The following is a 20767-nucleotide window of genomic DNA, read 5'->3' as shown; positions in this document are numbered from 1 at the left end:
GGGGCGGATGGCCGGTGGGTGGCGCCGATCAACGCTGCGCGGAAACTGGAATGTCCATTGTGAAGCTCCGCTCAGCGGGGCTGGGGCGAGGCGCTCTCCGGCGGCGACGGCACCTCGGGCTGGGCAGGGCGCTGTTCTGATTCCGGCGTGGCTGGATCTGACGGCGCAAGGCGCGCGGGTCCCCCCTCCTCGTTCTCCGGCTCCGGGCGCCCACCAGGCTCCGGCGGGCTCGGCGCCGGCGGGGGAGGATCGGCCCGCAGCGACAGGGTGATGTAGGCGGGGGCCACACCTTCGTTGCTGATCAGCAGCTGGGCCTGATCGCCGGGCACCGCCCCCAGGCTCACCACCCTGAGCGGTCCCTTGGGCTCGAGCACATTTCCCTGGGCGTCGAAGACGCTCATCTGCATCAGCGGGGAGCCATTGACCCCCAGCACCAGCTGGTGGCCCCTGGGGATGCGGATCGGGAACACCCTGGCCCCGTTGGCCTCCAGTTCCGCCGACTGCACCCTGGCCTGACCAGGAGGGGCAAGGATCGGCTCGACCCGCAGGGTTTCAAGGGTCTGCTGGGCAGAGGCATACCAGAGCTGGCGGAAGGGCTCAGGGGGAATGTCCATGCTGGAGCGGCCTGGCAGCAGGGCCTGGGCATTGCCGGAGACCAACTGCCGCAGTACCGGGGCGCTGAGGCCCTGGGCGGCGAGCCGCCGCTGCTGACCCTCCCAGTCGGAGGCGCTGAAGCTGCCGAGCTTGCGGCGCACGGCGATCGGCAACTGCTCCACCCGGGCCAACCACTCCTCCGCCAGTTCATTCCAGACCTTGCGCAGGGGGGCATCCTGCAGCGCATCACTGGGCAGGCGCCCTCCCCGCTCGGGGAACTGGGCCATCAGGTTGGCGTCCACCAGGTTGAGGAACCAGCCGCGGTCGACCTGCAGGGCCCGCAGACGATTGAGCAGCTCCTGGCGTTGATCGACTTCACCGGGCGGCAGGCTGGCCGTGAGGGGGCGCTGGGGGGCTTCCCTGACCTCTTCGCTGGGGGCCTTGCCGCGGCCGAGCAGCCACCAGCCGAGGCTGATGCCCACCACCGCTGAGATCACCAGGGCCATCACCATCGGCCAGAGCCGGCCTTCCACGGCCTCGTCCTTGACCTGCTGGCGGCTGCGCAGCACAGCGGCAGGCGGCGGGGCGCTGGCTGGCTGAGCCGCCAGCGGGGCTGCCAGCGGTGCCGGGGCCGGCGGCTCGGCCGCCTCCACTGACGGTACGGAGGGAGGCACCAGCACGACGGTGCGGTCAGCGCGGGCCACGGGGCCGAGGCTCTCGGGCATCGGCAGCTGCTGAAAGGCCTCCAGTGCCTGGGACGCCGTGGCGAAGCGCTGATCGGGATCGGGGCTCAGCAAACGCTCCAGCTGCCCCCTCAGGGCCGGATCGAGCTGGTCGGAGGACGGCCATCTCCAGGCGAGGGTGGTGGGATCGAGCAGGGACGCCGGCTCCTCCCCGGTGAGCAGCACCAGCGCCACCACACCCAGGGCGTGAAGATCCATCCAGGGCTGCACGGGCTCGCCCCGCCCCAGCTCCGCCGGCGCGTATCCGGGCGTCGCCCCGCTGGCGGGAGCCTCGGTCGACCCGTCGCAGACAAGGCCGAAATCGAGCAGCACCGGCAGGCCGTCGCGGTCGCGGCGCAGCAGATTGGCCGGGCTGAGATCGCCATGCACCAGGTCCTGGCCATGGAGGGCCGCCAGGACGGGCAGCAGCTGCCGCACCAGCAGCAGCACCTCCCCCGCACCAAAGACCAGTTGCCGCTCGCGCCGCGCCGCCAGCAGCTCCCTGTAGGTGGGTCCCCCCTGCCACTCGCGCACCAACCAGAGCTCCTCCCCCCGGGAGATGGCCTCACCGATGCGGGGAATCTGGGGATGGAGCACCCCCTGCAGGCGACTCCAGAGCTGGCGCCAGTGCGGCTGGTCCTGGTCGGGGCCGAGGCGGCGCAAGGCCATCAGCGCCCCGCCGGCCAGCTGATCGCTGGCGCGCCAGAGCACCCCCTGGGGACTGCGGCTGAGCTCCGCCTCCAGGCGGTAGCGGTCCGCGATCAGCAGACCTGGCCCGGCGGCGGGAGCGGCATCCATCAGGCCGGAACCCGCTGGCGGCGGGGCTGGCTCAGTCCGCGGGAGGCGAGCCAGTCGGCGTCGTAAAGCCGGGAGCGGTAGCGGTCGCCGCTGTCGCAGAGCACGGTGACGATCGTGTGGCCGGGCCCGAGCCGGCGGGCCGTTTCCACCGCCGCCGCCACATTGATGCCCACTGAGCCACCCATGAACAGGCCTTCGCGCCAGAGCAACTGATAAATGGTGTCGAGGGCGCTCTGGTCGTCAATGCGCACCGCATCGTCGATCGGGGCACCCTCGAGGTTGGCGGTGACGCGGCTGTTGCCGATGCCCTCGGTGATCGAGCTGCCCTCGGCCTGCAGCCCCGAGCCGGTGGCCCAGGAATGGAGGGCGCTGCCATGGGGATCGGCCAGCACACAGCGCACCCGCTCGGAGCGCTCCTTGAGGAACAGGGCCACGCCGGCGTAGGTGCCGCCGGTGCCGGTGGCTGACACCCAGGCGTCGATGCGGCCGCCGGTCTGCTCCCAGATCTCCGGGCCGGTGCTGGCGTAGTGGGCGCGGCGGTTGGCCAGGTTGTCGAACTGATTGGCCCAGATGGCCCCAGGCGTTTCCGCGGCGATGCGGCCCGAGAGCTTCACATAGTTGTTGGGATCGCGGTAAGGCACCGCCGGCACCGTGCGCACCTCCGCACCGAGGCTGCGCAGCAGACCGATCTTCTCCGCCGACTGGGTGTCAGGGATGACGATCAGGCTGCGGTAACCGCGGGCATTGCAGAGGTGAGTGAGGCCGATGCCGGTGTTGCCGGCCGTGCCCTCCACCACGGTGCCGCCCGGTTGCAGAACTCCGGACTCCTCGGCTTCCAGCAGGATGCCGAGGGCCGCGCGGTCTTTGACGGAGCCGCCCGGGTTCATGAACTCCGCCTTGCCGAGGATCTCGCAGCCGGTGAGGTCGCTGAGCAGGCCCAGGCGAATCAGGGGGGTGTTGCCGACGGCTTCGACGAAACCTCGGCTGATGCCTGCCTGGGTGCAGGATCCCTGGCGGATGCCCATGGCAGCGGCTGTGTCGCAACGGTTGGCTGTGGCCGATCGTAAGGGGGTCAGCCGCGCCCGCCGATCACGCCTAGGCTCTCCCGCAGCTTGTCCCCCATGCCATGGCTTCCGCGGCATCAAGCGCGGCCCTGCTGGAGCGGCTGGGGACGATCCGCCGCCACAGCGAGGAGCTGGTGGCCGATCTGGAGCCTGAAGACCTCTGTCTGCAGGGCATGGCTGACGCCAGCCCGCCCAAGTGGCATCTCGGCCACACCACCTGGTTCTTCGAGACTTTCCTGCTCCAGCCCTACCTGCCGGGCCACGGACAGGCCGACAGCCGCTGGGGCTACTTGTTCAACTCCTACTACGACACGATCGGCGAGCGTCACCCCCGCCCCCAGCGGGGGCTGCTCTCCCGTCCACCGATGCGGGAGGTGATGGCCTGGCGGCAACGGGTTGACGCAGGGCTGGAGGAGCTGCTGGAGCAGCTGGTCCGTCAACCCCAGCTCAAGGCGGCGCCGGTGCTGGCACTGCTGGAGCTGGGACTGCAGCACGAGCAGCAGCACCAGGAGCTGCTGCTGATGGATCTGCTCGATGGCTTCAGCCGCAACCCCCTGGAGCCCGCCTACCGCCAGCCCGCCGCCGCCACTGGCGATGTGGCGGCGGCCATGCAATGGATCGAGCATCCCGGCGGCCTGGTGGAGATCGGCGCCGATCCTGAGGGCGGCTTCCACTTCGATAACGAAGCGCCACGGCACCGCCACTGGCTGGAGCCCCATGCGATCGCCAGCCGGCTGGTGCGCAATGGGGAATTCGCGGCCTTCATCGACGCTGGGGGCTACCGCCGACCCGAGCTCTGGATGAGCGAAGGCTGGGCTCTGGTGCAGGCGCGCAACTGGCGGGCACCCCGCTACTGGCGCGGCTCTGAACGCGACGGCTGGGGCTGGGAGTTCAGTCTGGAGGGGAGGCGCCCCCTGCGTCCGGAGTCGCCGGTGCGGCATCTGAGCTGGTTCGAGGCCGACGCCTACGCCCGCTGGGCCTGTGCGCGCCTGCCGACGGAAGCCGAATGGGAAACCGCCGCCCGCGCCGCCCACCCCGCCATGGGGGAGCTAGAGGATCAGGTGTGGCAGTGGACCGCCAGCGCGTACCGTCCCTACCCGGGCTTCGAGCCGGCCGCCGGCGCGGTCGGTGAATACAACGGCAAATTCATGAGTTCCCAGATGGTGCTGCGCGGTGGCAGCGATTTCACTCCGCCCGGCCACAGCCGCCTCACCTACCGCAACTTCTTCCCGCCTGCCAGCCGCTGGATGGCCAGTGGACTGCGCCTGGCCCAGGACCGGCGATGAGCAGGCGGTCCGGCCTCAGCTCCCGGCCGGTCACACCGGCGCCCCCGCAGCCGCCGGAGCCTGCCATCACCATGCTCGATCTGCATCCAGCCCCGGCCGACATGGCCCGGCTGGTGATCGAGGGGCTGAACCGCACACCCAAGCAACTGCCGGCCTGGTTCCTGTACGACAACGAGGGCTCCCGCCTGTTCGATGCCATCTGCGAACAACCGGAGTACGGCCTCACCCGCACCGAAACCGCCCTGCTCAAACGCCATGCCCCCGCCATCGCCACGGCCCTGGGCGAGGGGGTGCTGGTGGAGTTCGGCGCCGGCAGCGCCCGCAAGGTGTCTCCGCTTCTGGAGGCCCTGGCTCCGCCCGCCTACGTGGCCCTCGACATCAGCGCCGAGCATCTGCAGCAGGCCTGCCGCAACCTGCAGCAACGCCATCCCACCATCCCGGTACTGGGCATCTGCTGCGACTACAGCCTGCTCGAGCAGCTGCCTGAACTACCCCTTTTGGCGGGGCAGCGGCGGCTCGGCTTCTACCCCGGCAGCTCCCTGGGCAACTTCGATCACGACGAAGCCGTGACCCTGCTGGCCCAGTTCGCCCGGCTGCTGGGGAGCAATGGGCTGCTGCTGATCGGCATCGACCAGCCACGCTCGGTTGCGGCGCTCGAAGCCGCCTACAACGACCGGGCCGGCCACTCCGCCGCTTTTGCCCGCAACCTGCTGGTGCGGCTCAACCGGGAGTTGGCAGGCAGCTTCGATCCCGGCAGCTTCCGCTATGAGGCCCACTGGCAGGCGCGGGACTCGCGCATCGCCATGGCCCTGGTGAGCGCGCGCGACCAGCAGGTGAGCCTCGCTGGAACCAGCTGGCAGTTCACAGCCGGCGAAGCCCTGATCACCGAGTACAGCCACAAGTACAGCCCGGAGGCCTTCACCGCCCTGGCGGCGGCGGCGGGCTGGCACTCCCTGGAGCGCTGGAGCGCCGACGACGGCAGCTTCAGCCTGCACCTGCTGCAACCGGCGACAGTGGGAGCCGCACCGGGCAGACTCAGCATCTGATCAGCAGCGAGAAGGCCAGCGATGAGCAGGGACGACCAGCGGCGGGCGATGCGCGAAACCCGCGAAGACTTGATCGAACAACTGGAGCAGCTCTACCGCGAAGCTTTCGACCGCATCGGTGGTCAGGACCTCGGTGAAGGGGCGATCGCCCGTCTCACCCAGCTGCTGCTGCGCTCCCGCGAAGCGGCAATCACACCCCTGGAAGAAGAGATCGAAGCTCCCCTGATCACCCGAGCCCCGGAGTGAACTCGTCCGTGACACGCCCATGAGCAACAGCTGGTTCGATCAGCTGGAGTCCCAGCTGGAGCAGCAGCTGGAAGCCTTCCTGGGAAACCACCCAGGCCAGCAGGAGCTGCTGGAACTGGAGGAGCTGCAGGAGCGCCAACGGCGCCTGCGCCAGCGGCGCCTGCAGATCCAGGCCCAGGCCGAGCAGCTGCGTCAGGCCCTGCTGCAGATCGCCAGCGAGATCACCCAGTGGCAGGAGCGGGTGCAGCGGGCCCGCGTCGCCGGTGCCCAGGAGCTGGCGGGACGAGCCGAAGCCCATCAGGGTCAGCTGATGGGCCAGGGACGCGACCGCTGGCAGCAGCTGGGGGAACTGGGCAAGGAGTTCGCCCGGGTGGAGCAGGAGTTGCAGGAGCTGGAGCAGCGGCCGCGCCCCGGATCCGGCAAACCCGCCAGCCGGCCCGCCGCTGCTGCAGCCCCACCGGCCGAGGCCGACCTGGAGCAGGCCTGGGCTGACTTCGAATCACGCCAGGAGCTGGAGGAGCTGCGCCGCCGCTCCAGACCTTCAAGCCCCTGAGCGGGAGATCCGTCGCTTGGGCTTTCTGTTCTCGAAACTGCTGCCGCAACTGCTCTATCCCCTGAGCCTGGGCCTGCTGCTCACTCTGGCTGGCCTGCTGGTGGGGCCGCGACGCCGCTGGAGCGGCCCCCTTGGGGGCCTTGGCCTGGCTCTGCTCTGGATCAGCGCCATGCCGCTCACAGCCAGGGAACTGGTCTGGGGGCTGGAGGCCCGCAGCGCGGCCCTGACCCCCTCGCCCCTGCCCAGGGGTGACGCCATCGTGGTCCTGGGCGGGGGCCTGCGGGCGGCTTTGCCCCCCAGGAGCGGAGTGGAGGTGAATGAGGCCGGCGACCGGCTGCTGAGCGGGATCCGGCTGCTGCGGGAGGAGCGGGCGCCCTTGCTGCTGCTGAGCGGAGGCCGGGTGAGCTTCAGCAGTGGGGACCCAGCGCCTGCCGAAGCCATAAGCGCCCGCAACCTGGCACTGGAGCTGGGGGTCCCCGCTGATCGCCTTCTGCTCAGTGATCAGGCCAGGACCACCGCCGAGGAGGCGAGGGATCTGCGCCGGATCGGCAGATCCCGCGACTGGTCCACTGTTCTGCTGGTGACCAGCGCCCTGCACATGCCCAGAGCGCTGGCCAGCTTCCGCCGCCAGAGCGGGCTCCAGGTTGTGCCGGTGGCCTGCGACTACCTGTTGCCGGCCCGCGATCAGCTCGGCACGCCCACCGCCGGATCGGTGTTGCTGTCACTCTGGCCAGACGCCGGATCCCTGCTGCTGAGCAGCCTGGCCATCAAGGAACATCTGGGCCTGCTCGTGTACCGCCTCAAGGGCTGGAGTTGAACAGCTGAGCTGAAGGGCACAGGCAAGGGGATTGAACGGGCGAACAGACTTATTTCTTGGGAGCAGGTGGCTCCAGGCTCACCCCCTCAGGGGGAGGCGTGGGATCTGGATCGGCGATCAGCATGTGCTGCAGCACGATCTCTGGGCGTTCACTGTCGCGCCAGCGGATGCGATAGGCCGGCATCTTGGTGCCACGGCTGGTGGTCTGCTCCACAGGCTCCATCACCCAGCCCCGGCGGGAGCGGCCCTGGGGATTGCGCTTGACCACCGCATCCGCGTGTTTGAAGCGGAAACCGACGCGCTCACCGCTCATGGGCTGGGGGATAGTCCAATTAGGCTCCATTATCTCATTGCGCCGGATCAGCCCACCGGCGGCGGGGCTTCCGGCCGCAGCAGGGGGAAGGCGATCACGTCGCGGATACTCGGGCTGTCGGTGAGCAGCATCGCCAGCCGGTCGATGCCGATGCCAAGCCCGCCGGTGGGGGGCATGCCCACTTCAAGCGCATGGAGAAAGTCTTCGTCGACCCCGTGGGCCTCGAGATCACCGTCAATGCGGCGCTCCTGCTGGGCCTCCAGGCGCCGGCGCTGGTCGAGCGGATCGATCAGCTCACTGAAGGCGTTGGCGGTTTCCCGGCCCACGATGAACAACTCGAAGCGCTCCACCAGCCCTGGCTTGCTGCGGTGGGCACGGGCCAGTGGGGAGATCTCCACCGGGTAGTCGGTCACGAAGATGGGCTGAATCAGCGACTCCTCCACCCGTTGCTCAAAGGCTTCGTTGAGCAGACGACCGACGCTGTCGGCCGACTCAGGCACCTCCAGACCCGCAGCGGCCATGGCTTCAGCGGCCTGCTCGCGGCTGCTGAAACCGTTGAAATCCAGGCCCGTGGCCTGCTCCACCAGCTCATGCATGGTGGCCCGCCGCCAGGGGGGGGTCAGATCAATGGTGGTGCCCTGATACTCGATCACCGTGGTGCCGCACACTTGCTGGCAGACCGAAGCAATCAGGTCCTCGGTGAGCGCCATCATGTCGGTGTAATCGGTGTAGGCCTGATAGATCTCGACCGTGGTGAATTCGGGGTTGTGGCGCGTGCTCACCCCTTCGTTGCGGAAGATCCGGCCCAGTTCGTAGACCCGCTCGAAGCCGCCCACCACCAGCCGCTTGAGGTGCAATTCGGTGGCGATCCGCAGCACCAGCGGCAGATCGAGGGTGTTGTGGTGGGTGGTGAAGGGCCGGGCTTCGGCGCCGCCAGCCTCGGCATTGAGGACCGGCGTTTCGATCTCCAGGAACTGGCGCTCATCCAGCCAGCGGCGGATGCCGCTTACCAGCAGGGCCCGGCGCCGGAAGGTCTCGCGGGTCTGGGGGGAGACCACCAGATCGAGGTAGCGCTGGCGGTAGCGCTTCTCCACGTCCGCCAGGCCGTGCCACTTGTCGGGAAGGGGCTGCAGGGCCTTGCTGAGCATCTGCCAGTCGGTCACCTTCACCGAGAGCTCGCCGCGGTCAGTGCGGCGCAGGCTTCCGCTCACGCCGATCCAGTCGCCACTGTCCACCAGGGTGGTGAGCTGGGCAAAGGCCTCGGGCTGATCCGGCAGGGCAGCCGCCAGGGTGGCCTTCTCGATGAACAGCTGGATCGGGCCGGTCTCATCGAGCAGGGTGAAGAAGGCCAGCTTGCCCATCACCCGGCGGGTCATCACCCGTCCAGCCACCGAAACCTTCTCATCGCGCTCCTGGCCGTTGGCCAGATCGGCATGCTGACGCTGCAGCTCGGCGTGGCGATGGCTGGGATCGAAGCGCAGCCCGTAGGGAGCAAGGCCCAGGCCCCTGAGAACCTCAGCCTTCTCCAGGCGGGCCTGCTCCAGGCGGTTGAAGCGCGTCTCCGGCAAGGCGGCGAAACTCAAACAGGAGCCCCATCCTGAAGGACCGAGGAGCTCAGAAAGGGCCGAGGGCCTCAGGCGGTGGCCGCAACGGCCGCCTCGGCCATCCGCTGGGAGGCATAGCCGGTGCCTCGCACCGTCAGGATCAGCTCGGGATTGCGCGGGTCGGGCTCGAGCTTGCCGCGCAGACGGGCCACATAGACATCGACCACGCGCAGGTCGGCGGCACGGCGGGGGGGATAGCCCCAGAGCTGCTCGAGGATCTCGGCCCGTGGCACCACCCGGCCGGGGTCGCGGAAGAGCAGCTCCAGCAGGCTGAATTCTGTATAGGTGAGACCGATGCGCTCACCATCACGGGTGACCTGGCGGCGGTTGGTATCGACCACCAGATCGCCCACGCGCATCACTCCCTGTCCGGGAGGCACGTCGCGCGGTTCGGCGGCGGCGGAGCCCCGGCCCACCCGCCGCAGGATGGTGGCGATGCGGGCTTCGAGCTCCTTGGGACTGAAGGGCTTGGGCAGGTAGTCGTCGGCGCCGAGATCCAGGCCAGCCACCCGCTCGGCGATGGCATCAAGAGCCGAGAGAAAAATGATCGGCACGCAGGATTCGGCCCGCAACCTGCGACAGACGGCGAATCCATCCAGCTTGGGCAGCATCACATCGAGCACCACCAGATCGGGCTGCTCGTCATGGAAAAGGGCCAGGGCCTGCTCACCGTCTTCGGCGCAGACCACCCTGTAGCCGGCCAGCTGAAGGCGCATCACCAGCACACGCCGCACAGTGGCTTCGTCGTCGACCACCAGCACGGTGGCGCGGGGTTCTGATGAAGACTCCGGGGAAGATTCACCCTGCTGTAGCCGGGGATCCGCTTCCAGAGGCATCGGAGTCCAGTCATGAAGAAAAGCAACCATACCTTGAGAGGTAGTTACGAAGCGGCGGGCCTCCTGGCTCTGCGCAGGGACTCAGCCAAGACTTAATGATTTATTCCATAAGTGAGGGGGCAGTGCCAGATCAGGGCCAGCGGGCTTCGGCATAGACGTTCCACTCGCGTTCCGCTTCCGCCAGCGCCTGATCGCTCTCGATCTGGCCGAGCATGGCCTTCTGCAGCTGGCGGTAGAGAATCGCCTGGAGCCGCTTCACACCGGGGGTGGCTGGCACCAGCACCCGCGCGCGGCCGAGGGTCTCAACCGACTGCAGCCGCGCTTGCCGCACCAGCTGCTCCTTGGCATCTGCGGGCGTCTGCTGGCGCAATCCCTGCTCGATGCTCTCCAGGGCCTGCCGCGCCGAAGGCAGCACCCGGGCTTCCTCAGCGAAACGGGCCTGGTTGGCGGCATTGGTGAGATACAGGGCAAAACTGAGCGCCTGCTTGGCTCTGGTGCTCTGGCGCGAAACGGCCAGATTCATCACCGCCACATTCGCCAATCCGTCGGGGCCCGTCAGCGGCGGCCCGGGCCTGGTGAGGGCGGCAATGCCGGGGGCATTGGTCTGAATGCTGCGCAGGAACTCGGCGCCGCTGGAGAGCAGGGCCAGCTCACCGCTCTGGTAGAGCTCCACCGCCCTGCGGTAGCCCTGGCTCACCACCTCCCGCGGCAGCAGGCCCCGCCGGTAGAGGTCGCTCCAGAAAGCGAAGGCCCGGCGGCCCGCCGGGGTGTTGAACGCGGCCCGCTGGCGCTGATCCTGCAGGGTCACACCCATCTGCACCATCGACTCCAGCAACTCCGCCGAGTCGTCGGGCACCACCGTGACGAACAGGGCGTACATGCCGGTGCGGCGCCTGACCGCCTCCGCGAAGGCCGGCACCTCCTCCCAGCGGCTGGGGGGCTGGCTGTAACCCGCCCGGCTGAGCAGATCCCGGTTGCTCAGGGAGATCCGCGCGGTGAGATACCAGGGGATGGCGAACTGCCTGCCGTCCTGGCGGCTGGCCTGCCAGATCAGAGGCAGATAACCGGCGCCGGCATCCGGCGGCAGAAGCGGATCCAGATCCAGCAGCCCTCCCTTGCTGGCGAGGTTGGCTGCAAACAGCGGGTTCAGGTTCACCACATCCGGCGCCGTGCGGGCGAACACCGCCGCCAGCAGCTTGCGCTCCACCGACCCCCAGGGCACATCGGTCCAGCGCACCTTGAGGCCCGGATTCTCCTGCTCCCAGGCGGCGATCACCCCACGCAGGTAATCGTTGAACTTGGGGGCCAGATCAAGGGTCCAGAACTGAAGCTCAGGTTCGCTGGAGCGACGGATCCCGCAGCCGGCCAGCAGCGCGACCAGGGCACTCCCCATCAGCTCGCGCCGGCTCCAGCGGCGTCCTGGGTTGAAGAGCCGATCCAGCATCGGTTTCGTCATCCCATCACCCCCGTGCGCTGGCACTGTGCCGTCGCCAGAGCAGCAGCAGCAACGAACAGATCATCGGTGCCAGCAGGGCCGTGACCAACACCTGGGCCAGCAGGGTGTGCAGGCTCGCCGCCGTGAGCAGTGCCGCCCAGCCGCCGCCGGCCTGGCGCTGCAGCAGCACACTCGCCCCCAGCACTGCGCTGCCGAGCATGGCCAGCAGGCCCAGGCTGAAGCTGCGCTCGATCGGCGGGCCCCGCCGCGGCAGCCGGCCCCACCACCAGCCCAGCAGGGCCAGAGCGGGCATCTGGGTGGCTCCACCGAGTTGGAGGCAGTCGAGCAGCAGGCCCAGGGCCAGCCCCGCCAGGGCACCGGACAGCGGTCCATCGGCCAGCGACCAGGGCAGCAGCCAGAGCACAGCCCAGCTGGGGGGAACCCCGCCGATCCGCAGGACGCCGGGCGCCGCCAGGGTGAGCAACGGCACCACCAGGGCGCTGACCACAAACAGTGGGCGGTTGTGCAGGCTGGCCATGGTTCAGGGTCCCGCCGGGGCCGCCTCCCGGCGGGTGAGCACCTGCACCCAGTCGACCGAGGCCACCGGGGCACTCAGCTGCACCACCGCCAGCGTGGCCGGCACCGCCTTGTCATCCACCGACTGAATCACCCCCACGCTCAGGCCAGGCGGCACCAGCGTGCTGGCAGGGGAGGTCACGACCACATCGCCCGGGCGCACCTGGGGATCCTTCTCGAGAAAGCGCAGCACAGGCCTGCTGCTGCCGACCCCGGTGAGCAGGCCATGGCGCTGGGTGCGCCCCACCCACACACCCACCTTGCTGGCGGTATCGGTGAGGAGGGCCACCCTCGCCGTGGTGGGGGTGACGCTCTCCACCCGCCCGATCAGGCCGCCGGGGCCAATCACCGAATCCCCCGCCCGGATGCCCTGCAGCCCACCGACCCCCAGCACCAGCTGATGCCACCAGCCACCGGGTTCACGCGAGATCACCGGTGCGGTGACCGTGCCGGGATCGGCCCGCTGCAGATCGAGCAGGCTGCGCAGGCGGCGGTTGTCGAGCTCAAGCTGGCTGAGCCTGGTCTGCTGATCCAGCTGCTGGGCCGCCTGCAACCACTCCTTCTGAGCGCTGCCGGGCCAGAAGGGGCGGCTGAGCAGGGCGTAGGCATCGCTGAGCAGGGCACCCTTGCTGAGCCGGACCGCCACCAGGGCGATCGCCACCAGGGCCAAGGGCCAGGCTCCGACCACCTGCCCCAGCCAGGGGACGCGGGAGAGGCGGCCGAACGGCACCGGACTCAGCTGGAGAGACGGGTGAAGTCAGGGGTGTCGAGCACCCGCTCCAGGCGCTTGTAATCCTCCAGTACCTGGCCGCAGCCGTTGACCACACAGAGCAGGGGATCCTGAGCCACGTGGGTGAGGATGCCGGTTTCGTGGCTGATCAGCTCGCTGATGCCCCGCACCAGGGCGCCACCGCCCGCCAGCATGATGCCGCGATCGACGATGTCGGCAGCCAGCTCGGGCGGGGTGCGCTCCAGGGTGCGTTTCACGGCTTCGACGATCACGTTGAGCGGTTCGGCCATCGCCTCGCGGATGTCACCGGCACGCACATTGATCGTGCGGGGCAGGCCGGAGAGCAGGTGCAGGCCGCGCACATCCATCGAGGATTCGTCGTGAGCGTCGTCGGGGAAGGCGGAGCCGATCCTGATCTTGATCTCTTCGGCGGTGCGCTCGCCCACCACCAGGTTGTGCACCTTCTTGAGGTACACCGTGATGGCTTCGCTGATCTCATCGCCCGCCACCCGCACCGACTCACTGAGCACGGTGCCGCCGAGGCTGAGCACGGCCACTTCAGTGGTGCCACCGCCGATGTCGACGATCATGGTGCCAACGGGTTCGGTGACCGGCAGACCGGCGCCGATGGCGGCCGCCACCGGCTCATCGATCAGATGCACCTCGCGCGCACCGGCCAGACCCGCCTCCCGCACCGCCCGGCGCTCCACCCCGGTGACGCCGCTGGGAATGCCGATCACCAGCCGTGGCGCCACGATGCCGCGGCCTTCGTTGCCCTTCTGGATGAACGACTTGATCATCATCTCGGCCGCGTCGAAGTCGGCGATCACCCCATCGCGCAAGGGACGTACGGCGCGGATATTGCCGGGTGTGCGGCCCAGCATCAGCTTGGCCTCATCGCCCACCGCCAGGGGCACGCCCCTCTCCAGATCAAGCGCCACCACCGACGGTTCCTGCAGCACGATCCCCTTACCGGACACGTACATCAAGGTGTTGGCCGTTCCCAGATCGATGCCGATGTCGCGGGAGAGCTGGAAACGACGAAAAAACACTGGAGCGGTGCAAGCGGGGGCAATCATAGGTGGGGCCCTTTGAAACCTCCTTGGCTGGAGCCGGGGTGGGACATCCGGGTCAAAGGGTGGAACCAGCAGAAAGAAGCGCTGCAGGACGTGGCGCATCATGGGTCCAAGTGACCCCATCCCCCCCTTTTCTGGAGACCCCAATGAGTGTGAATTCCGTGACCCTCGTCGGCCGTGCCGGCCGCGACCCCGAAGTGCGCTACTTCGAATCAGGCAGTGTGGTGGCCAACCTCACGCTGGCCGTGAACCGCCGCAGCCGCGACGACGAGCCTGACTGGTTCAACCTCGAGATCTGGGGCAAGCAGGCCCAGGTGGCTGCCGACTACGTCCGCAAGGGGTCGCTGCTGGGCATCATCGGCTCCTTCAAGCTCGACCGCTGGACGGACCGCGCCACCGGCGAGGAGCGCAGCAAGCCCGTGGTGCGGGTCGACCGGCTTGAGCTGCTGGGCTCCAAGCGCGACGCCGAGCAGGGGGCTTATGGCGAGGGTGGCAGCGATGGAGGTTTCGGCGGCGGTGCTTACGGCGGCGGCGAACCCAGCAGCGAGGAAGTGCCCTTCTGAAACTGATCGGGAAGATCTGCTTCAGCGGCCTCGTTCAAGAGCCTTGGTTCAACAGCCTCGGTTCAAGAGTCTTGGTTCAGTGGACTCGCGTCAGGGGCTGTCCTGACGCTTTTTCCAGGTCCTCAGCCCCAGCCAGACCCCGAAGGCCAGCACCACCAGCACCAGCAGCACCTTGATCGCCTGGGCCACGGGCTCCAGCCAGACCTCCACATTCGTGTAGCCCTTCCCCAGCGCCATTCCCGCCACGGTCAGCAGCAGGGTCCAGATCAGGCTGCCGGCCGTGGTCCAGAGCAGGAAGGGGACAAGCGGCATCATCTCGATGCCGGCAGGCACGGAGATCAGCGTGCGGATGCCAGGCACCAGCCGGCCCCAGAACACCAGTGCAGTGCCGTGGCGGTTGAACCAGGTGCGGCTGCGGTGCAGTTCCTGAGGGCTGATGCCGATCCAGCGGCCATGGCGCTCAAGCCAGCGCTCGATGCGCTCTTCATTGACCAGACGACCGACGCCGTACCACGGCAGGGCCCCCAGCACCGTGCCAGCCAGCCCCGCCAGTACCACGGGCACAAAGGCCAGCTGTCCCTGCTGCACATAAAAACCCCCCAGAGGCATGATCAGCTCCGAGGGGATGGGGGGGAAAAGATTCTCCAGAAACATGGCCCCGAAGATGGCTCCGTACCCGGCGATCGGATTGGCAGCCACGGCCGCACCGATCAACTCCGGTAGCTTCTGGATCAGTTCAATCTGCATCCGGTCATCCGCGACATCTGCAAGTCTTCCATGGGGTGGAGACCTGCCCAGGCTGCTGAGACTTCCTCAGCAGCCGCTGTCCCAGGGACGGACTCAGTAGCGGTAGTGGTCCGACTTGAAGGGCCCTTCAACAGGCACGTTGATGTAATCGGCCTGCTCGGGGGTGAGTTCGGTGAGCCTGGCGCCGATCTTGTCGAGGTGGAGGCGGGCCACCATCTCATCGAGGTGCTTGGGCAAGACATAAACTTGTTTGCCGTACTGGTCGCCTTTGCTGAACAGCTCGATCTGAGCCAGCACCTGGTTGGTGAAGGAGTTGCTCATCACGAAGCTGGGGTGACCAGTAGCGCAACCCAGGTTCACCAGACGGCCTTCCGCCAGCAGGATGATCTTGTGGCCGCTGGGCAACAGCACATGATCCACCTGGGGCTTGATGTTGTCCCAGGGATACTGCTTGAGCGACGCCACATCGATTTCGTTGTCGAAGTGGCCGATGTTGCAGACGATCGCCTGATCCTTCATCTGGATCAGATGGTCGTGGGTGATCACGCGGAAGTTGCCGGTGGCGGTCACGAAGATGTCCACATCGCGCACCACCTCGTCGAGTCGAACGACCCGGTAGCCCTCCATGGCCGCCTGCAGGGCGCAGATCGGATCCACTTCAGCAATCATCACGCTGGCACCCAGGCCCCGCAGCGACTGGGCCGAACCCTTGCCCACATCGCCATATCCCATGACCAGGGCCACCTTGCCGGCCACCATCACATCAGTGGCACGCTTGATCGAATCCACCAGCGATTCACGGCAGCCGTAGAGGTTGTCGAACTTGCTCTTGGTGACCGAGTCGTTCACGTTGATGGCCGGAAACGGCAGTTCACCGCTCTTCTGCATCTGGTAAAGACGGGCGACCCCGGTGGTGGTCTCCTCTGTGACGCCCTGGATCTGGGCGTGGATGCGCGAATAGAAGCCGGGCTGAACTGCCAGGCGCTGGCGGATGGAGTTGAAAAGAGCGATCTCCTCGTCACTGCCGGGGTTATCGAGCACCGAAGGGTCCTGCTCCGCCCTGGTGCCCAGCACCACCAGGCCGGTGGCGTCGCCACCGTCGTCGAGGATCATGTTGGGGGTGCCGCCGTCGGCCCACTCCATGATCCGGTGGGTGAAGGCCCAGTATTCGTCGAGGGTTTCACCTTTGTAGGCGAACACTGGAATGCCGGCCGCAGCAATCGCCGCCGCAGCGTGATCCTGGGTGGAGAAGATGTTGCAGGATGCCCAGCGCACTTCAGCGCCGAGGGCCACCAGGGTTTCGATCAGAACAGCCGTCTGAATCGTCATGTGCAGGCTGCCGGCGATGCGGGCGCCTTTGAGCGGCTGCTGGCTGCCGTAAGTCTGACGCAGGGCCATCAGGCCTGGCATCTCGGTTTCGGCAATCGCCATTTCCTTGCGGCCGAACTCCGCCAGGCCGAGATCAGCGATCACATAAGACGAAGTGACCTGCAGGCCCGACAGGGAATTGATGGGCGTGGAGTCGGCCACGGCCGCGGGGGGGGAAACCACCATGGGTTAAGGACGCTCCCTCAAAGGGAGGAGGATGGGTTGAAATATCTGCAGAGACGCCGAGGCTTCGGGCTCGCTGTGAGCAAATCTACAGGCGGTGCGAGGGCATGGGCGAGGTCAATGGCTGCTGGCAGGGCTGGCAACAGCACCTGAGCGATGCTGCTGCGACCCGTCAGTTGGGACGTGAACTGGCGGCCTTGCTGCTGAGCAAAGGGCCCCGGCTCCTTTTGCTGAAGGGAGATCTCGGCGCCGGCAAGACCTGCCTGGTGCAGGGCCTGGCCCAGGGTCTGGGGATTACCGAGCCGATCACCAGCCCCACCTTCGCCCTGGCCCAGCACTACAGCGGCCTGGGCGCTGACGGCCAGCCCAACGCCCTCGTCCACCTGGATCTCTACCGGCTGGAGCAGCCGGAAGCAGCCGAAGAGCTGTTCGCCCAGGAGGAGGAGGAGGCCCTGGACCTGGGGGCGGTGCTGGCGGTGGAATGGCCTCAGCGGCTGCGCTTCACGCCCGGGCCGGCATGGCAGGTGCAGTTGCTGTTCGATGCTGACGGTCGTCGGGCGCTGGTTCAGGCTCCCGAGGAGCCTGGCCCCATCTTCTCCAGAAACGCCAGCACCTGAGCCTGGGTGGGCTGGGGATCGATCGCCCCGGCACCCTGGCAGACCAGGGCGCCGCAGGCGCTGGCAAAGCGCATGGCTTCCAGCACCCGCTCCGTGCTGCCGCAGGCCAGCAGCTCCGGCTCCTGGCAGAGACGGTGCAGCAGCCCTGCCAGGAAAGCGTCGCCCCGCCCCGGTGGTGTCCACCACCGGCACCCTGAAGGCCTCCAGGCGGCCGGTCTGGCCGCCCAGCCACCAGCTCAGGGCGCCTGGACCGTCGGTAATCAGCACGGCCGGCCCCAGGGGTAGGGAGTCGCTGATCCGCTGGGGGTCGCGGCTGCTGGCGATCCAGTCGGCCTCCTCGGCGGACACCTTGATTAAGGCAGCCGAGGCCAGCAGGGGCCGGATACGGGCCAGGGCCTGCTCAGGCGGGCCGGGCCAGAAGGTGGGGCGCCAGTTCACATCAAGGGCCAGGGGGATCCCGTCCGCCGCGGCGCGCTCCTGAGCCAGGTGCAGGGAAGCGGCTGAGGCTTCAGAAGCCAGCGGAATCGTGCCCACGAGCAACCAGCGGGCAGCGGCGATCAGCTCCTCCAGCGGTGCCGCCAGGGCCGCAGCCTCCACGGCCTGATCCGCGAACCCGTCGCCCCGCTCACCGGCAAAGCCACCGAAGCTGCGATCCCCCGCGCTGTCGCGCCGCACCAGCACCGTGCGACTGGGCCGCCTCGGATCCCACTGCAAGGCCCTGATGTCCACACCCCGGGAGCTGAAGAGCTCGCGGAAGGCAGCACCGATCCCATCTTCGCCGAGGCGCCCCAACAAAGCCGAGCCAGTGCCCAGCCTGGCCAGAGCGCAGGCCACATTGGCGGGAGCCCCGCCGAGGCAGTCCTCGACGGGTTGATCCGTTGCCGGGTCACCGCCCGGGGGACCGAGGCGATCCACAATCGCTTCGCCGAAACACAGCACCTGGGACAGGGTGGTCATCAGGCCGATGGCAGCTCCCGCCCACCATGGCCGGGATTTTCCGGGCCTCCAAGCCAGGAGTGCAGAGCGGCAATGATCCGCGCGTTGGCAGCCGGGAAGGGAAACTCAGCGAGCCGCTCCGGCTCCACCCAGCGCACCTGCTGGCTGGCCAGAGGCTGGGGCTCGCCGCAGCTCCAGCGACAGAGGTGGACGATGAAGCGCAGCCGCTTTTGGCTGTAGTCGTGCTCCAGGCGAATCAGCTCCTCACCCACCTCGACCTCAATCGCCAGCTCCTCGCGCAGTTCCCGCCGAATGGTGTCGCCGATCGGCTCGCCAGGCTCCTGCTTGCCGCCCGGGAACTCCCAAAGCCCCCCTAACAGACCTTCCTCCAGCCGTTGATCGATCAGCACCCGCGCGGCGTCATCGAGCACCACCCCGACACCGATCACCTGGACAGGCGGTAGCAAGCTGGCCTCGTTCACGGGGTAGCGGATCGGGTCGCAGGCAGCGTAGGCAGCTCAGATCGCGTCACTCAAGGCCTCAGAGCATGCGCACCAGCACGGTCCCGTCCTGCACGTGCAGGCTGTACTCGGCACTGCAGGCGGTGATCTCTGAAGGAAAGCAGGGGCCATCAGGAAACGCCCCCGACTCCAGCTTGCTGCGCTCGAGCGCCAGGCCATGGAACTGGAGCTGCTTGCGTCCCCAGATCCAGTCGTCGTTGATCAGCCGAGGCACCAGGCGGTCCAGCAGAGGGAACTTGGTCTGGCTGTTGTGCAGCGTCGGTGATTGCGGCATGCCACCTTCGAAGCGAACCGCCGTGAGCCTGTCCTCCGGCAGCTGCACCTGCAGCCGGGAGATCCCGTCGATGAGCCGAGAGACTTTACCCTGCTCATAAATCGCCTGGGCCGCGGTGGCATGGCCGTAGGCATAGGCAACCACCACCAGCAACCAGGCAAGGGCAGCCACCGCAGCCCGGGGGATCAGCCTCCAGCCGAGCTGATCGGTCCCCGCCACGATCTGCAGGGCCAGCGCCGAGAGCAGCGGGCCAATAAACAGCAGCAGGCGCGGCACCCGGGCCAGAGGATCCTCCAGGCCCAGCAGGGCACCGGGTGACACCAGGGCGATCAGTGCCACGGCCGCCAGGACCAGAGCCGTGCAGCCCAACCTCTCCAGGCGGCCACGGCGGCCCATCGGCGGACGCCCCACAGCGATCCAGACCACGACGGCATAGGCCAACGGCAGCAGGAGCCAGGGGACGCAGATCGGCCAGCGACTCCAGTCATCGAAGAGGACCCTCCAGAACTCCATGGCATGGCGCAGGAGCTGGGCGGGCAGGGCCGCGTCGAGTGGGAGCGCCCGGCCCTGTTCGGTGGCGTACGAAGTGCGCTCCTGCAACACCAGCCGCATCAGCATCAGGTAGCTGGCCAGCGCCAGGCCATAGGTGACCCACACGCGCACCAGCCTTTGCCGGAGGGAGGGACGGGCCAGCACCGGCGTCGCCAGGCCCAGGCATTCCCCCACCACCAACATCAGAGCAAAGGGCAGGAAGCCACTGGTGGCTGGCTGGTAGAGGCAGAGGGAGGCCAGCAAGAGAGCCGCGCTCACAAGCAGCCCCTGCCTCGTGACCACCCGGTGGAGCACCACGGCAGCCACAACGGCCAGTCCCAGGGCTATGGCCATAAAGAAGGAATCGAACCCGTATGACAGGTTTTCCAGGGCATAGGGCTGCCCAAGCAACGGCAGGGTGGCCAGTGCGCTCCAGAGAGGTGAGCGCAGCCCGTAGGCGCGCGCAGCCACCGCAGCCGTGAGAGCCAGCACCACTACAGCCAGAAGCTGGTGCAGCGGAGCGACGGCCACGGCCGGAGCCCCCAGATTCACGAGGGCGAAAAGGCCATCTGCCAGGGGACGCCCCACTTCGGTCCAGCGGAACTCCCCATCCATCGAGCGGCCGTAGTCGTCGATGTAGCGGTGAACGAAGAGAAGGATCGGCAGCACCAGCAGCAATCCAGCCACCAGACAGGCCTTGAACTGGCGAATGGCCCCTGGCCCAGGCTGCAAGAACGGGACTTGCGGAGGGTCCTCGCCAAGAGCATCTGAGCCAGGGTGGTGCAACATCCACGATCGCGCGGAAGCAGCGATCGTATCAATTCAGCTCAGATTGATTGGAGACGGCGATTGATCTTCAGCATTCAATTCCAATGAATCAGGAAAAATTGCGACATTAAAGTCGAGTAATTCAGGAGGGCAAAACTCGTTGTTTGGCGGCAAGAAGGCGGCTGGAAGCCAGCATTATTGTCTCCTTTCTTGTCACACCTGAATCATTGCTACATCTGAACCCTTGTTACATCTGAATCATTGCCGCATCGCTGTATTCCTTGACCTGATCACTGAGACGACGCAGGGCCGCCAGGCCGTCGCGCTCCAGGTTGCGGACGCGATCCCGGCTCATGCCAAGAATGCGGCCGATGCCCGTGAGGCTCATGGGCTCCTCAACGTCAATGCCGAACCGCATGGTCAGCACGCTCCGCTGCAGCTCCGGCAGTTGCTCCAGCAGTGCCCGCATGTCGCCCCGCAGGCACTCGCTGTCCACGCTCTCCGCCGGCAGCTCTCCATCCCCCTGCAGCAGATCCAGCAGCTCCGTGTCCTCACCGTCGCCG

The 20767-nt window shown here is 67.8% G+C and carries 20 protein-coding genes and 2 pseudogenes; 7 read left to right on the top strand and 15 right to left on the bottom strand.

The genetic code is table 11. The features are described 5' to 3' along the window. Window positions 1-71 precede the first annotated feature (71 nt). Both CJZ82_RS12980 and CJZ82_RS12975 read right to left on the bottom strand, forming a co-directional pair. Window positions 72-2114 carry a serine/threonine protein kinase gene (locus CJZ82_RS12980; protein ID WP_094556195.1) on the bottom strand — a complete coding sequence of 681 codons (2043 nt, stop codon included), beginning with the start codon at window positions 2112-2114 and terminating at the stop codon, window positions 72-74. Next, window positions 2114-3139, bottom strand: coding sequence for a cysteine synthase A (locus CJZ82_RS12975; protein ID WP_094556194.1), 1026 nt, complete (start codon window positions 3137-3139; stop codon window positions 2114-2116). The genes CJZ82_RS12980 and CJZ82_RS12975 overlap by 1 nt, the downstream gene beginning before the upstream one ends. Window positions 3140-3240: 101 nt before the next feature. On the opposite strand from CJZ82_RS12975, the gene egtB reads away from it, so the two are divergent. The 5 genes from egtB to CJZ82_RS12950 all read left to right on the top strand — a co-directional run bounded on the left by egtB (window position 3241) and on the right by CJZ82_RS12950 (window position 7126). Next, window positions 3241-4464: an ergothioneine biosynthesis protein EgtB gene (egtB, locus tag CJZ82_RS12970; RefSeq protein WP_094556193.1), complete on the top strand. Its 1224-nt coding sequence runs from the start codon at window positions 3241-3243 to the stop codon at window positions 4462-4464. A 71-nt stretch (window positions 4465-4535) separates the two neighbouring features. Next, a complete protein-coding gene (gene egtD, locus CJZ82_RS12965; protein WP_094556231.1) occupies window positions 4536-5510 on the top strand; it encodes an L-histidine N(alpha)-methyltransferase in 975 nt (324 codons plus the stop codon). A 21-nt stretch (window positions 5511-5531) separates the two neighbouring features. After that, window positions 5532-5756 carry a hercynine metabolism small protein gene (locus CJZ82_RS12960; RefSeq protein WP_094556192.1) on the top strand — a complete coding sequence of 75 codons (225 nt, stop codon included), beginning with the start codon at window positions 5532-5534 and terminating at the stop codon, window positions 5754-5756. Between the two features lie 19 nt (window positions 5757-5775). After that, window positions 5776-6309 carry a hercynine metabolism protein gene (locus CJZ82_RS12955; protein WP_094556191.1) on the top strand — a complete coding sequence of 178 codons (534 nt, stop codon included), beginning with the start codon at window positions 5776-5778 and terminating at the stop codon, window positions 6307-6309. Window positions 6310-6325: 16 nt separating this feature from the next. Continuing rightward, window positions 6326-7126, top strand: a complete 801-nt coding sequence (locus CJZ82_RS12950) for a YdcF family protein (protein WP_094556190.1) — start codon at window positions 6326-6328, stop codon at window positions 7124-7126. A gap of 49 nt (window positions 7127-7175) precedes the next feature. On the opposite strand, the gene CJZ82_RS12945 is transcribed toward CJZ82_RS12950, so the two are convergent. From CJZ82_RS12945 to CJZ82_RS12915, 7 genes are all read right to left on the bottom strand, one after another. After that, window positions 7176-7439, bottom strand: coding sequence for a hypothetical protein (locus CJZ82_RS12945; RefSeq protein ID WP_006172906.1), 264 nt, complete (start codon window positions 7437-7439; stop codon window positions 7176-7178). Between the two features lie 47 nt (window positions 7440-7486). Further along, window positions 7487-9007, bottom strand: a complete 1521-nt coding sequence (lysS, locus tag CJZ82_RS12940) for a lysine--tRNA ligase (RefSeq protein ID WP_094556230.1) — start codon at window positions 9005-9007, stop codon at window positions 7487-7489. A gap of 65 nt (window positions 9008-9072) precedes the next feature. Further along, window positions 9073-9879: a response regulator transcription factor RpaB gene (rpaB, locus tag CJZ82_RS12935; RefSeq protein WP_094556189.1), complete on the bottom strand. Its 807-nt coding sequence runs from the start codon at window positions 9877-9879 to the stop codon at window positions 9073-9075. 130 nt (window positions 9880-10009) lie between these two features. Then, window positions 10010-11335 (bottom strand): ABC transporter substrate-binding protein, encoded by a 1326-nt coding sequence (locus tag CJZ82_RS12930; RefSeq protein ID WP_198949770.1) that lies wholly within the window; start codon window positions 11333-11335, stop codon window positions 10010-10012. A gap of 4 nt (window positions 11336-11339) precedes the next feature. After that, the gene (gene mreD / locus CJZ82_RS12925) at window positions 11340-11852 is read right to left on the bottom strand and encodes a rod shape-determining protein MreD (RefSeq protein ID WP_094556187.1); all 513 of its coding nucleotides are present in this window, start codon (window positions 11850-11852) and stop codon (window positions 11340-11342) included. Window positions 11853-11855: 3 nt separating this feature from the next. Next, window positions 11856-12620 carry a rod shape-determining protein MreC gene (gene mreC / locus CJZ82_RS12920; protein WP_094556186.1) on the bottom strand — a complete coding sequence of 255 codons (765 nt, stop codon included), beginning with the start codon at window positions 12618-12620 and terminating at the stop codon, window positions 11856-11858. Window positions 12621-12625: 5 nt separating this feature from the next. Then, on the bottom strand, window positions 12626-13672 hold the full coding sequence (locus CJZ82_RS12915) for a rod shape-determining protein (protein ID WP_094556229.1): 1047 nt from the start codon (window positions 13670-13672) through the stop codon (window positions 12626-12628). 170 nt (window positions 13673-13842) lie between these two features. On the opposite strand from CJZ82_RS12915, the gene CJZ82_RS12910 reads away from it, so the two are divergent. Continuing rightward, window positions 13843-14259, top strand: coding sequence for a single-stranded DNA-binding protein (locus CJZ82_RS12910; RefSeq protein ID WP_094556185.1), 417 nt, complete (start codon window positions 13843-13845; stop codon window positions 14257-14259). Between the two features lie 90 nt (window positions 14260-14349). Here the strand turns inward: CJZ82_RS12910 and CJZ82_RS12905 are convergent, their stop codons facing one another. After that, window positions 14350-15006 carry a DedA family protein gene (locus CJZ82_RS12905; protein WP_094556184.1) on the bottom strand — a complete coding sequence of 219 codons (657 nt, stop codon included), beginning with the start codon at window positions 15004-15006 and terminating at the stop codon, window positions 14350-14352. 93 nt (window positions 15007-15099) lie between these two features. Next, window positions 15100-16560 carry an adenosylhomocysteinase gene (ahcY, locus tag CJZ82_RS12900; protein ID WP_233130240.1) on the bottom strand — a complete coding sequence of 487 codons (1461 nt, stop codon included), beginning with the start codon at window positions 16558-16560 and terminating at the stop codon, window positions 15100-15102. A gap of 104 nt (window positions 16561-16664) precedes the next feature. Between ahcY and tsaE the strand changes: the two genes are divergently transcribed. Next, on the top strand, window positions 16665-17174 hold the full coding sequence (gene tsaE / locus CJZ82_RS12895) for a tRNA (adenosine(37)-N6)-threonylcarbamoyltransferase complex ATPase subunit type 1 TsaE (RefSeq protein ID WP_094556183.1): 510 nt from the start codon (window positions 16665-16667) through the stop codon (window positions 17172-17174). On the opposite strand, the pseudogene CJZ82_RS12890 reads toward tsaE, so the two are convergent. The 4 genes and pseudogenes from CJZ82_RS12890 to CJZ82_RS12875 all read right to left on the bottom strand — a co-directional run. Further along, window positions 17123-18131 (bottom strand): annotated as a pseudogene (locus tag CJZ82_RS12890) (carbohydrate kinase). The gene tsaE and the pseudogene CJZ82_RS12890 overlap by 52 nt on opposite strands. After that, window positions 18131-18628, bottom strand: a pseudogene (gene mutT, locus CJZ82_RS12885) (8-oxo-dGTP diphosphatase MutT); the annotation flags it as partial. The pseudogenes mutT and CJZ82_RS12890, both read right to left, overlap by 1 nt. Window positions 18629-18650: 22 nt before the next feature. Continuing rightward, the gene (locus CJZ82_RS12880; protein WP_158218574.1) at window positions 18651-20168 is read right to left on the bottom strand and encodes a glucosyltransferase domain-containing protein; all 1518 of its coding nucleotides are present in this window, start codon (window positions 20166-20168) and stop codon (window positions 18651-18653) included. Window positions 20169-20451: 283 nt separating this feature from the next. After that, the coding region (locus tag CJZ82_RS12875) for a sigma factor-like helix-turn-helix DNA-binding protein (RefSeq protein WP_304442172.1) at window positions 20452-20767 on the bottom strand (316 nt) is incomplete at its 5' end.

Origin of the sequence: Synechococcus sp. 1G10 (assembly GCF_002252625.1) — a bacterium.
GTDB lineage: Bacteria > Cyanobacteriota > Cyanobacteriia > PCC-6307 > Cyanobiaceae > Regnicoccus_A.
The sequence above is the reverse complement of the archived record's forward strand: the minus strand, read 5'-3'. Positions and strand labels throughout refer to the sequence as shown.

Coding starts and splice junctions, on each gene's coding strand:
- CJZ82_RS12980 (WP_094556195.1), bottom strand. CDS start 2,114: ATGGATGCCGCTCCCGCCGCCGGGCCAGGTCTGCTGATCGCGGACCGC.
- CJZ82_RS12975 (WP_094556194.1), bottom strand. CDS start 3,139: ATGGGCATCCGCCAGGGATCCTGCACCCAGGCAGGCATCAGCCGAGGT.
- egtB (WP_094556193.1), top strand. CDS start 3,241: ATGGCTTCCGCGGCATCAAGCGCGGCCCTGCTGGAGCGGCTGGGGACG.
- egtD (WP_094556231.1), top strand. CDS start 4,536: ATGCTCGATCTGCATCCAGCCCCGGCCGACATGGCCCGGCTGGTGATC.
- CJZ82_RS12960 (WP_094556192.1), top strand. CDS start 5,532: ATGAGCAGGGACGACCAGCGGCGGGCGATGCGCGAAACCCGCGAAGAC.
- CJZ82_RS12955 (WP_094556191.1), top strand. CDS start 5,776: ATGAGCAACAGCTGGTTCGATCAGCTGGAGTCCCAGCTGGAGCAGCAG.
- CJZ82_RS12945 (WP_006172906.1), bottom strand. CDS start 7,439: ATGAGCGGTGAGCGCGTCGGTTTCCGCTTCAAACACGCGGATGCGGTG.
- rpaB (WP_094556189.1), bottom strand. CDS start 9,879: ATGCCTCTGGAAGCGGATCCCCGGCTACAGCAGGGTGAATCTTCCCCG.
- CJZ82_RS12930 (WP_198949770.1), bottom strand. CDS start 11,335: ATGACGAAACCGATGCTGGATCGGCTCTTCAACCCAGGACGCCGCTGG.
- mreD (WP_094556187.1), bottom strand. CDS start 11,852: ATGGCCAGCCTGCACAACCGCCCACTGTTTGTGGTCAGCGCCCTGGTG.
- CJZ82_RS12910 (WP_094556185.1), top strand. CDS start 13,843: ATGAGTGTGAATTCCGTGACCCTCGTCGGCCGTGCCGGCCGCGACCCC.
- CJZ82_RS12905 (WP_094556184.1), bottom strand. CDS start 15,006: ATGCAGATTGAACTGATCCAGAAGCTACCGGAGTTGATCGGTGCGGCC.
- ahcY (WP_233130240.1), bottom strand. CDS start 16,560: ATGGTGGTTTCCCCCCCCGCGGCCGTGGCCGACTCCACGCCCATCAAT.
- tsaE (WP_094556183.1), top strand. CDS start 16,665: ATGGGCGAGGTCAATGGCTGCTGGCAGGGCTGGCAACAGCACCTGAGC.